This is a genomic window from Streptomyces sp. LS1784, assembly GCF_020103755.1.
Taxonomy (GTDB): Bacteria; Actinomycetota; Actinomycetes; order Streptomycetales; family Streptomycetaceae; genus Kitasatospora.
Map to the genome: position 1 here is coordinate 1 of NZ_JAHSQD010000243.1, position 11,832 is coordinate 11,832.

The following is an 11,832-nucleotide window of genomic DNA, read 5'->3' on the forward strand; positions in this document are numbered from 1 at the left end:
GGGCGGTGGACCGGCCGGGGCCGGCGAGGGCGCGACCGGGTGCCCCGCCTCGGCGCCCCCGGCCGCCGGACGGCCGGCTGGTCCCTACTGTGCGGCCACCCAGCCGCTCCGGTAGGCCGCCCAGTGCTCGGGCAGCGAGGCGAAGTCCACGTACAGTGCGACGCCGAAGTTCGCCCGCTGCCGGTCCTCCCGGCCCAGGCCCAGCCGGACGCCGCGGACGGCGGCCCGGACGGTCTCGGCGTCGCCCCAGTGGCCCCACTTGTCGTCCCAGTAGAAGGGCAGGCCCATCAGCAGGTCCACGTCGGCCGGGGTGGCCCGCAGGGCGAGTTCGGTCTGCCGGGCGACGTAGCCGCCGTACAGCGGCTCGGTGGGCATCGAGGTGTCGTAGCTCATCACCGCGATCTGGTCGACCCGGCGGGCGGTCTCGGTGAAGTACGCCTGGTCCCACCACTTGCCGTGGTCGGTGAGCAGGATGCCGGCCGTGTGCAGGCCCGGGACCGGGTCGATCTGCGGGGCGGCCACCGAGAGCTTGGCGCCGCGCGCCGCGGTGACCGGGCGAACCTGGTCGAGCAGGGCCAGCCAACCCGCCGAACCGGGGCGGATCGGCTCCATGTCGAAGTGCACGCCGTCGAAGCCGAGGTCGAGCACCTGCCGGGCGGAGGCGGTGACGCGGTCCCGGGTGGGGCCGTCCTCCAGGTCCAGGGCGTCCTTCTCCGGCTTGACCTCGTCACCCAGCCAGCTCTGCAGCCGCACGCCCGGCAGCGCCCGGTGCACGGTGTCGGTGAACCAGCGCCCCCGGGGGTGGACGGCGGGCGGCAGCGAGCCGTCGTGCTCCAGCGGGCCGGTGTGCACGTACAGGTCCCGGATGCCGGTGCCGGCCAGCTGCTGGACCAGTGCGGCCACGTCGGCCTCGGTCTTGCGGCCGTCCACCCAGGCGTGGCCGAGCCACAGGGCGTCCCGGCCCCGGGTGCGCGCCTCGGCGGCGGGCTCGCCGGTGTAGTGCAGCCGGAACATCACGAACACCGAGCCCAGCGCGGTGGCCGGCACGGCCACCACCAGTGCCAGGACGAGCAGTGCCCGGCGCCACCGGGACCAGGCCCGCCAGCGGTTGCGCAGCGCCCGGAACGGGGCCGTCAAGGCCCGACCGGCCCACTGCGCAGAGGTCCGGAACCGGGCCATGCGCTTGCTCCCCCCTTGCGGTCGAGCGCCCAGGATACGGAATGGAACGGCGGGCCGAGCCGTCGGCCGGATACCCTGGCCGCGTGCGTGCCCGAGCAAGCGGGTCCGCAAAGCCGACAGCCGTCGCACCAGGGAGAAGCCCCATGGCCACAGCAGCCACCCCGTCCATCACTCAGCAGAGCCGCGCGAACGCGCTGCGTGAAGCGCTCGCCACCCGGGTGGTGGTCGCCGACGGTGCCATGGGCACCATGCTCCAGGCGCAGGATCCGACGCTGGAGGACTTCCAGGACCTCGAAGGCTGCAACGAGGTCCTCAACATCACCCGCCCGGACATCGTCCGGTCCGTCCACGAGGCCTACTTCGGGGTGGGCGTGGACTGCGTGGAGACCAACACCTTCGGCGCCAACTTCAGCGCGCTCGGCGAGTACGAGATCTCCGACCGGATCTTCGAGCTGTCCGAGTCCGGCGCCCGGATCGCCCGCGAGGCGGCCGACGCCCACGCCGCCGCCGACGGCCGCACCCGCTGGGTGCTCGGCTCGATCGGCCCCGGCACCAAGCTGCCGACCCTCGGCCACGCCCCGTACGCGACGCTGCGCGACGGCTTCCAGCAGAACGCGGCCGGCCTGATCGCCGGCGGCGCCGACGCGCTGCTGGTCGAGACCAGCCAGGACCTGCTGCAGACCAAGGCCGCCATCCTGGGCTCCAAGCGGGCCCTGGCCGAGGCCGGGCTGGACCTGCCGGTGCTGGTGCAGGTGACGGTGGAGACCACCGGCACCATGCTGCTCGGCTCGGAGATCGGCGCCGCGCTCGCCGCGCTGGAGCCGCTGGGCGTGGACTACATCGGCCTCAACTGCGCCACCGGCCCGGCCGAGATGAGCGAGCACCTGCGCTACCTGGCCAAGAACGCCCGGATCGGCCTGTCCTGCATGCCGAACGCGGGCCTGCCGGTGCTCGGCAAGGACGGCGCCCACTACCCGCTCTCCCCGGCCGAACTGGCCGACGCCCACGACGTGTTCACCCGCGAGTACGGCCTCTCGCTGGTCGGCGGCTGCTGCGGCACCACCCCCGAGCACCTGCGCCAGGTGGTCGAGCGGGTCCAGGGCCGCCCGATCGCCCCGCGCGACCCGCGGCCCGAGCCCTCGGCGGCCTCGCTGTACCAGGCGGTGCCGTTCCGCCAGGACACCTCGTACCTGGCGATCGGCGAGCGCACCAACGCCAACGGCTCGAAGAAGTTCCGTGAGTCGATGCTGGCCGGCGACTGGCAGGCCTGCGTGGAGATCGCCCGCGACCAGATCCGGGACGGCTCCCACCTGCTGGACCTCTGCGTGGACTACGTCGGCCGCGACGGCGTCGCCGACATGAAGGAGATCGCCGGCCGGCTGGCCACCGCCTCCACCCTGCCGATCGTGCTGGACTCCACCGAGCCGCCGGTGCTGCAGGCCGGCCTGGAGGCGCTCGGCGGCCGCGCGGTGCTCAACTCGGTCAACTACGAGGACGGCAACGCCCCCGACTCGCGCTTCGGCAGGATCGCCTCGCTGGCCCGCGAGCACGGCGCCGGCCTGATCGCGCTGACCATCGACGAGCAGGGCCAGGCCCGCACCGCCGACAAGAAGGTCGAGATCGCCGAGCGGCTGATCGCCGAACTCACCGCCGACTACGGCATCGACGAGGGCTCGATCCTGGTCGACTGCCTCACCTTCACCCTGGCCACCGGCCAGGAGGAGTCCCGCCGGGACGGCATCGAGACCATCGAGGCGATCCGCGAGCTCAAGCGGCGCCACCCCAAGGTGCAGACCACCCTCGGCCTGTCCAACATCTCCTTCGGCCTCAACCCGGCCGCCCGGGTGGTGCTCAACTCGGTCTTCCTGCACGAGTGCGTGGAGGCCGGCCTGGACTCGGCGATCGTGCACGCCTCCAAGATCCTGCCGATCTCCCGCATCCCCGAGGAGCAGCGCGAGGCCGCCCTCGACCTGGTCCACGACCGCCGCCGGGACGGCTACGACCCGCTGCAGCGCCTGCTGGAGCTGTTCGCCAACGTCTCCGTCGCGTCGGCCAAGGCCTCCAAGGCCGAGGAGCTGGCCGCGCTCCCGCTGGAGGAGCGGCTGCAGCGCCGGATCATCGACGGCGAGCGGAACGGCCTGGAGGCCGACCTGGACGAGGCGATGACCGGGCGCCCGGCGCTGGAGATCATCAACGACACCCTGCTGGCCGGCATGAAGGTGGTCGGCGAGCTCTTCGGCTCCGGTCAGATGCAGCTGCCGTTCGTGCTCCAGTCCGCCGAGGTGATGAAGACCGCGGTGGCCCACCTGGAGCCGCACATGGAGAAGTCCGACAGCGAGGGCAAGGGCACCATCGTGCTGGCCACCGTCAAGGGCGACGTCCACGACATCGGCAAGAACCTGGTCGACATCATCCTGTCCAACAACGGCTACAACGTGGTCAACCTGGGCATCAAGCAGCCGGTCTCGGCGATCCTGGACGCCGCGCAGGAGTACAACGCGGACGTGATCGGGATGTCCGGCCTGCTGGTGAAGTCCACCGTGATCATGAAGGAGAACCTGGAGGAGCTGAACCAGCGCAAGCTGGCCTCCAGCTACCCGGTGATCCTCGGCGGCGCCGCGCTCACCCGGGCCTACGTCGAGCAGGACCTGCACGAGATCTACGAGGGCGAGGTCCGTTACGCCCGGGACGCCTTCGAGGGCCTGCGGCTGATGGACACGCTGATCGCGGTCAAGCGCGGCGTGCCCGGCGCGACCCTGCCGGAGCTCAAGCAGCGCCGGCACGCTCGGGTCGAGGTGGAGGAGCCGGAGCCCGAGGTCAACCTCGGCCAGATCCGCTCCGACGTCGCCGTCGACAACACCGTGCCCACCCCGCCGTTCTGGGGTGACCGGATCGTCAAGGGCATCCCGTTCGCGGACTACGCCTCCTGGCTGGACGAGGACGCGCTGTTCAAGGGGCAGTGGGGCCTGAAGGCCGCCCGCACCGGCGAGGGCCCGTCGTACGAGGAGCTGGTGGAGACCGAGGGCCGGCCGCGGCTGCGGGCCTGGCTGGACCGCCTGCAGACCGAGGGCTGGCTGGAGGCGGCCGTCGTCTACGGCTACTACCCGGCCAACTCCAAGGGCGACGACCTGGTCGTCTTCCACGAGGACGGCACCGAGCGCACCCGCTTCACCTTCCCGCGCCAGCGGCGCGGGCGCCGGCTCTGCCTGGCCGACTTCTTCCGCCCGGAGGAGTCCGGGGTGCGGGACGTCGTGGGCCTCCAGGTGGTGACCATGGGCAACCGGATCTCGGAGGCGGCCAACGAGCTGTTCGCCGGCAACTCCTACCGGGACTACCTGGAGCTGCACGGCCTCTCGGTGCAGCTGGCCGAGGCGCTGGCCGAGTTCTGGCACGCGCGGGTCCGCTACGAGCTGGGCTTCTCCGGCGAGGACCCGCAGGACGTCAAGGACATGTTCGCGCTCAAGTACCGCGGCGCCCGCTTCTCGCTCGGCTACGGGGCCTGCCCCGAGCTGGAGGACCGGGCCAAGATCGCCGAGCTGCTGAAGCCGGAGCGGATCGGCGTGGTGCTCTCCGAGGAGTTCCAGCTCCACCCGGAGCAGTCGACGGACGCGATCGTGATCCACCACCCGGAGGCGAAGTACTTCAACGCGCGGTAACGCGTGGTTCGCCCTCCGTTCGCTCTTTTCGGACGAAGCGGGCGTATCCTGGATGATCCTGAACGGGCCGGTCCGCTCACCAGCGGGTCGGCCCGCGCCTTCCCCGGGTCGCCCGGGGCCTGCCGGAAGGACCCCTGCCATGACGACCAGCTCCACCGCCACGCGCATCCTCGACCACGGGGACGACCGCGGGCTCCAGGCGGTGCTGCTCGACATGGACGGGACGCTGGTGGACACCGAGGACTTCTGGTGGCAGGCCGAGGCCTCGCTCTTCGCCGAGCTGGGCCACGAGCTGGACGAGGCGGACCGCGCCCACGTGGTCGGCGGCCCGATGAGCAGGGTGATGGACTACCTGGTCGCCCGGACCGGGGCGGACATCGCGCCGGCCGACCTCGGCGTGCTGGTCAACCAGCGCTTCGTCGACCTGCTGGCCGGTGGCGTGCCGCTCATGCCGGGCGCCGAGCGGCTGCTCAACACCCTTGCCGCGCACGGCATCCCGGCGGCCATGGTGTCCGCCTCGCACCGGCACGTGATCGACATCGTGCTGCGCTCGCTGGGGGCCCACCACTTCGCCTTCACCATCGGCGGGGACGAGGTGCCGCGTACCAAGCCGTTCCCGGACCCGTACCTGGAGGCGGCCCGGCGGCTGGGTGCGGAGCCGGCCCGCTGCGTGGTGATCGAGGACACCCCGACCGGGGTGCGGGCGGGCGAGGCGGCCGGCTGCCCGGTGGTCGCGGTGCCTTCGGTGGCGGCGATCGAGCCGGCTCCGGGACGGCTGGTGCTGCCCTCGCTGGAACAGGTCGACCTCGACCTGTTGCGCTCCCTGGTCGCTTCGCGAGTGTGATTGTCATCTCATTGCGACCCGGCCCTACTCGCCGGTAATCGGCCTGGAGGGGCTCCGAGCCGGAGTCGCCGGGGGAGAAAACGGGCATTGACTGACAACTCGTCGGGCGTGCCGTGGTGCCCTGAACTACCGTGTCCCAAACGTCATCTGCGTGGGTACCGGTCGTGCGTGTTCGATATGGCACGCTACTCCGAGTTCGTGCCACCCAGAAGGACGCGCCTCGTGAAGACTTCAGCTGAACGCCTGGCAGTACTCGGTTGCGCCGGCCTGGTCGCCGTGTCGGCGGCGGGCTGCGGATCGGTGACCGACGTGGTCAAGGGAGACGGCGGCAAGTCGATCACCATGGGCACCAGTCAGCTGACCAGTGCTCTGGACCCGGCGGTCGCCTACGACTCCGGGTCCTGGCTGGTGCTGCGCAACACCTACCAGTCGCTGCTCACCTTCCAGGCCGCCGCCAGCGCGCCGTCCCCGGACGCCGCGCAGTCGTGCGAGTTCACCGGCAGCGAGGCCACCGAGTACCACTGCACCCTGAAGTCCGGGCTGAAGTTCTCCAACGGCCACCCGCTGACCGCCCAGGACGTCGTCTACTCGATCGAGCGCACCAAGAAGATCAACGACCCGAACGGCCCGGTCGAACTGCTCGACTCGATCAAGTCCGTCGAGGCCAAGGGCGACAACGAGGTGCTCTTCCACCTCTCCGCGCCCGACGCCACCCTGCCGGCCAAGCTGGCGAGCCCGGCCGGCGCCATCGTGGACCACCAGGTCTACCCCGCCGACAAGGCGCTCCCCAACGACAAGCTGGTCGGCTCCGGCCCGTACCGCTTCGACTCGGTCGAGACCCCGAGCGGTGGCAAGCAGCTGGGCAAGGTCGTGATGTCGGCCAACGACAAGTACAGCGGCGAGGCCAAGCTGCGGAACAACAAGTTCACCGTGCGGTACTTCGACAAGGCCGAGGACCTGAAGGCCGCGCTGGACAAGAGCGAGGTCGACCTCACCGACAACAGCCTGGAGCCGAACACCGCCGCCCAGGTCCGCTCCGACCAGCAGGGCGGCAAGACCGACCTCCAGGTGGCCGAGGGCGACAGCAACGACACCCGCACGCTGGTGTTCAACACCAAGGACGCGCTGATGAGCAACGTCGCCGTCCGCCAGGCCGCCGCCCAGATGATGGACCGCAAGGCGCTGGCCCGCGACGTCTTCGCCCGTACCGTCCAGGCGCTCTACTCCCTGGTCCCGGCCGGCCTGCCCGGCCACACCACGGCCTTCTTCGACCGCTACGGCGACCAGGACGTGGCCAAGGCGAAGAAGATCCTGACCGACGCCAAGATCCAGACCCCGGTCAAGTTCACCCTCACCTGGTCCCGTTCGCGGGCCGGCAGCAACGAGGCCGAGACGCTGAAGAAGCAGCTGGAGACCGGCGGCCTCTTCCAGGTGACGCTCGCCCAGGAGTCGGACTGGGACTCGTACCGCAAGGGCTGGACCGAGGGCAAGTACCAGGCGTACGTCATCGGCTGGTTCGCCGACTACCCGGACCCGGACAACTACCTCGCCCCGCTGCTGGTCAACGGCGGTGCCTACCACCACGGTTGGGACGACCCGCGGATCAGCCAGCGACTGGTGCCGGAGGGACTCAAGCAGACCGACCGCAGCGCCGCGGCCGCCACCTACGCGCAGATCCAGCAGATCGAGGCCGAGAACGTGCCGATGATCCCGCTGTACCAGAACAAGTCCTTCTACGCGTCGCGCTCGTACGTCACCGGCGTCGAGGCCACCGTCGACACCACCGGCTACTTCCGCTTCTGGGAGATCGGCCGGACCAACAAGTAGCGCCCGCAGGACGGCGGCCCGTCCGCTTCCCCCGTCGGTACGGGGGAAGCGGACGGGCCGCCGTGACGTTTCCGCGGCCCCGCCGGGCCGCCGAGGCCGCCTACAGGGCGCCCGGGCGCACCAGCCCGCTCTCGTAGGCGTACACCGCGGCCTGCACCCGGTCGCGCAGCTGGAGCTTGGTCAGCACGTGGCCCACGTGGGTCTTCACGGTGGTCTCGCTGACGAACAGCTCGGCCGCGATCTCCGCGTTCGACAGCCCGCGCGCCACCAGCTTGAGCACCTCCAGCTCGCGTTCGGTCAGCGCGCTCAGCGCCTGCGGCGGCGCCTCGTCGCCCGAGGGCAGCTTGGTGGCGTACATGTCCAGCAGCCGGCGGGTGATGCTCGGCGCCAGCATCGCCGCGCCGTCCGCGACCACCCGGATCGCCTGCACCAGCTCCTCGGCCGGGACGTCCTTCAGCAGGAAGCCGCTGGCGCCCGCGCGCAGCGCCTCCACGACGTACTCGTCCAGGTCGAAGGTGGTCAGTACCAGCACCTTGGCCGGACCGTCCCGCCCGGGGCCGGCGATCCGGCGGGTCGCCTCGACGCCGTCCATCCTGGGCATCCGGATGTCCATCAGCACCACGTCGGGCTGCAGCGCCCGCACCTGGTCCAGCGCCTGCTGGCCGTCGCCGGCCTCGCCGACCACCACGAGGTCGGACTCGGCTTCCAGGATCATCCGGAAACCGGTGCGCAGCAGCGGCTGGTCGTCGACCAGCAGCACTCGGATCGTCACCTAGGACTCCTTGCTCATCGGATCCCCCGTGGGATCGCTCTCATCCGACGTACGGGCCAGCGGCAGCGGGTACGGCGGCGGAGTGCCGCCGAACTCCGGGCAGCTGGCCTGGTGGTCGCACCAGTCGCAGAGACGGTTGCGGGTGGCCGGGAAGTCCCCGGTGGCCACCGCCTGGCTGATCCGCTCCCACAGCGCCTGGAGCTTGCGCTCCACCGCGAGCAGGTCCGCCTGGTCCGGGTCGTAACTGACCACGTCCCCGCCGCCGCCGAGGTAGACCAGCTGGAGGCGCTTGGGGATCACGCCCTTCCAGCGCCACACCACCAAAGCGTAGAACTTCATCTGGAACATCGCCTTGCCCTCGAAGTCCCGCGAGGGCGCCCGGCCGGTCTTGTAGTCCACCAGCCGGACCTCGCCGGTCGGGGCGACGTCCACCCGGTCGATGTAGCCGCGCAGCAGCAGCCCCGACTCCAGGGCCGTCTCCACGTAGAGCTCCCGCTCCACCGGGTGCAGCCGGGTCGGGTCCTCCAGCCGGAACCACTGGCCGACCAGCTTCTCGGCGTCCGCCAGCCAGCGGGTGAGCGCCGCGCCGTCCGGGTCGTCCGGGAACAGCGAGCCCAGCTCCGGGCGCTCGCCCAGCAGCCGCTCCCACTGCGGGCGCAGCAGGCCCAGCGCCCGCTCCGGCGTCCGCTCGGCCGCCGGGCTGTCGAACAGCCGCTCCAGCACCGCGTGGACCAGCGTGCCCCGGGTCGCCGCCGAGCTCGGCGGCTCGGGCAGCCGGTCGATCACCCGCAGCCGGTACAGCAGGGGACAGGTGAGGAAGTCCCCCGCTCGGGACGGGGAGAGCCCGGTCGGGGGTGCCGCCGGGCGTCCGGTGGCACTGCTGGTCTCGGTGTGCTGCATGGCTATGACCCTATTGCCCTTTGCTGTCATCCCGCTGCCACGGTGCTTCCACGACGGCGGGTGAGCGGGTATGAAGCCAGAAGGAGGGCCGCGCAGCGCCGGAGGGCCGCGATCACGTAGCGTGGGCACACCGGGGCACGACGGGGGAGACGACCGAAGGGATCACGGTGAGCGACAGCAGGGGGCAGCAACCCTCCGACCAGCCACCGCAGGACGGCGGCGGGCGTCCGGCCGGGCCGCCGCCCGAGCACCGCGGCGGCCTCCTGATGGGCCGGCCCTTCGGGGTGCCCGTCTACGTCACCCCCTCCTGGTTCGTCATCGCCGTGCTGATCACCTGGGTGTTCGGCGGACAGCTGGGCGAGGTGCTGCCCGACCTCGGCGGCGCCCGCTACCTGGTCGCGTTCTCCTTCGCGGTCGCCTTCTACGCCTCCGTCCTGGTGCACGAGCTCGCCCACACCCTGGTCGCGCTGCGCTACAAGCTCGGGGTACGGCGGATCCAGCTCCAGTTCTTCGGCGGCGTCTCGGAGATCGAGAACGAGGCGGAGAGCCCCTGGCGGGAGTTCTGGCTGGCCTTCGTCGGCCCGCTGCTCTCGCTGCTGCTCGGCGGCGTGTTCTACCTCGCGGTGCGGGCGGTGGAGCTGTCCACCGTGCCCGGAGTGCTGCTCACCGGCCTGATGGTCTCCAACCTGGTGGTCGCCGCCTTCAACCTGCTGCCGGGCCTGCCGCTGGACGGCGGCCGGATGCTGCGCGCGGTCGTCTGGGCGATCAGCGGCAAGCCGATGACCGGCACGGTGGCCGCCGCCTGGGTCGGCCGCGGGCTGGCCGTCGCCGTGCTGATCGGCCTGCCGCTGCTGAGCGCCGCCCGCGGGGTCGAGCGCACCACCACCGACACCCTGGTGGACGCGGTGCTGGCCGCGGTGCTCGCCGCGATCATCTGGAACGGGGCCACCGGCAGCCTGCGCAACGCCCGGCTCAAGGAGGCGCTGCCCGGTCTGCTGCTGCGCGAGCTGGCCCGGCGGGCCGTCGAGGTCACCGCCGACACCCCGCTCGGCGAGGCGCTGCGCCGCGCCCGCGAGGCCCAGGCCGGCGCGGTGATCGTGGTGGACGGCCGGGGCGAGCCGATCGCCCTCGTGCGCGAGTCCGCGGTCCGGTCGGTGCCCGAGCACCGCCGCCCCTGGGTGGCCGTCGGCCCGCTCGCCCGTGACCTGGAGCCCGGGCTGCGGCTGAGCGCCGACCTCGGCGGCGAGGACCTGCTGCGGGCCGTCCAGGCCACCCCGGCGGGGGAGTACCTGGTGGTCGAGCCGGACGGCCGGGTGTACGGCGTCGCCTCGCTCAGCGACATCGAGCAGCGGCTGACCGCCGCCGTCACCGGCCGCTGATCACCCGCGTCCTGCGAGCCGCTCCGCTTCCCTTAGGATTGGCCGCATGTCCGAACCGACCGGTGCCGCCCGCCGACGCGGGCCCTTCCAGGTCGGGGACCAGGTCCAGCTGACCGACCCCAAGGGTCGCCACTACACGTTCACGCTCCAGGCCGGGAACCAGTTCCACACCCACAAGGGTGCGTTCCCGCACGACGAGCTGATCGGCGCTCCCGAGGGCACGGTCGTGCGCACCACGGGGAACGTTCCGTACCTCGCGCTGCGCCCCCTGCTCCCCGACTACGTCCTGTCCATGCCTCGCGGTGCCGCCGTGATCTACCCCAAGGACGCGGGGCAGATCCTGGCCATGGCCGACATCTTCGCCGGCGCCCGCGTGATCGAGGCCGGCGTCGGATCGGGCGCGCTCAGCATGTACCTGCTGCGCGCCGTCGGCGAGCACGGCATGCTGGCCTCCTACGAGCGCCGGCAGGACTTCGCCGACATCGCCCAGGGGAACGTCGAGCGCTACTTCGGGGGCCCGCACCCGGCGTGGAAGCTCACCGTCGGCGACCTCCAGGACAACCTGGTCGAGACCGACGTCGACCGCGTCATCCTCGACATGCTGGCCCCCTGGGAGTGTCTGGACGTCGCCTCCAAGGCGCTCGTCCCCGGCGGCCTCATCTGCTGCTACGTGGCCACCACCACGCAGATGTCCAAGACCGTCGAGGCGCTGCGCGACCACGGCACCTTCACCGAGCCGCAGGCCTGGGAGACCATGGTCCGCACCTGGCACCTGGAGGGCCTGGCCGTCCGCCCGGACCACCGGATGATCGGCCACACCGGCTTCCTGCTCACCGCCCGCCGCCTGGCGGACGGCGTGGAGCCGCCGCTGCGCCGCCGCCGCCCGGCCAAGGGTGCGTACGGCGAGGACTACGACAACGGGGCGCCCGAGCCCACCCTCCAGGAGCGTGCCGCCGCCCGCAAGGCCGCCCGCGACGCGGAGGCGGAGCAGCCCGACCTGGGCTGAGCCCCGAACCCACCGAGAAGGGGTGGTACGAGCACATCGCTCGTACCACCCCTTTCGCATCCCGCCGGTCACGGTGTGGGACGATGCTCGACACGCCTTGGCTTCTGGAGCTCTGGAGGGGACGCCTGGTGGAGACCGCGGTCGGGACGACGGCGACGGCTGGACAGCAGACACCGCGGGGCCGCTCCGGGCCCGGGCACGCGCGCACCGCCCCCTGGCACTGGGCCGTCGCCCTGGCCGGCTGCGGCGCGGTGGTGGGGGCCGCGCTC

At 72.0% G+C, this 11,832-nt stretch carries 9 protein-coding genes; 6 read left to right on the top strand and 3 right to left on the bottom strand.

What is annotated here, in order from left to right:
- Positions 1-84 precede the first annotated feature (84 nt).
- Positions 85-1,179 (bottom strand): glycoside hydrolase family 18 protein, encoded by a 1,095-nt coding sequence (locus tag KS423_RS25080; RefSeq protein ID WP_224282021.1) that lies wholly within the window; start codon positions 1,177-1,179, stop codon positions 85-87.
- A 143-nt stretch (positions 1,180-1,322) separates the two neighbouring features.
- Between KS423_RS25080 and metH the strand changes: the two genes are divergently transcribed.
- From metH to KS423_RS25095, 3 genes are all read left to right on the top strand, one after another.
- Positions 1,323-4,835, top strand: a complete 3,513-nt coding sequence (metH, locus tag KS423_RS25085; protein ID WP_224282022.1) for a methionine synthase — start codon at positions 1,323-1,325, stop codon at positions 4,833-4,835.
- A 139-nt stretch (positions 4,836-4,974) separates the two neighbouring features.
- Positions 4,975-5,679: an HAD family phosphatase gene (locus KS423_RS25090; protein ID WP_224282023.1), complete on the top strand. Its 705-nt coding sequence runs from the start codon at positions 4,975-4,977 to the stop codon at positions 5,677-5,679.
- 222 nt (positions 5,680-5,901) lie between these two features.
- Positions 5,902-7,506: an ABC transporter substrate-binding protein gene (locus KS423_RS25095; protein ID WP_224282025.1), complete on the top strand. Its 1,605-nt coding sequence runs from the start codon at positions 5,902-5,904 to the stop codon at positions 7,504-7,506.
- A 100-nt stretch (positions 7,507-7,606) separates the two neighbouring features.
- Here KS423_RS25095 and KS423_RS25100 read toward each other — a convergent pair whose 3' ends face one another.
- Positions 7,607-8,278, bottom strand: coding sequence for a response regulator transcription factor (locus KS423_RS25100; protein WP_188299078.1), 672 nt, complete (start codon positions 8,276-8,278; stop codon positions 7,607-7,609).
- Positions 8,279-9,178, bottom strand: a complete 900-nt coding sequence (locus KS423_RS25105; protein ID WP_224282027.1) for a RecB family exonuclease — start codon at positions 9,176-9,178, stop codon at positions 8,279-8,281.
- Between the two features lie 161 nt (positions 9,179-9,339).
- On the opposite strand from KS423_RS25105, the gene KS423_RS25110 reads away from it, so the two are divergent.
- From KS423_RS25110 to KS423_RS25120, 3 genes are all read left to right on the top strand, one after another.
- Positions 9,340-10,557, top strand: coding sequence for a site-2 protease family protein (locus tag KS423_RS25110; RefSeq protein ID WP_374120029.1), 1,218 nt, complete (start codon positions 9,340-9,342; stop codon positions 10,555-10,557).
- Between the two features lie 46 nt (positions 10,558-10,603).
- Positions 10,604-11,563 (top strand): tRNA (adenine-N1)-methyltransferase, encoded by a 960-nt coding sequence (locus KS423_RS25115; RefSeq protein WP_224282031.1) that lies wholly within the window; start codon positions 10,604-10,606, stop codon positions 11,561-11,563.
- 83 nt (positions 11,564-11,646) lie between these two features.
- Positions 11,647-11,832, top strand: a 186-nt coding sequence (locus KS423_RS25120; protein WP_224282032.1) for a hypothetical protein, incomplete at its 3' end; no start/stop codon positions are given.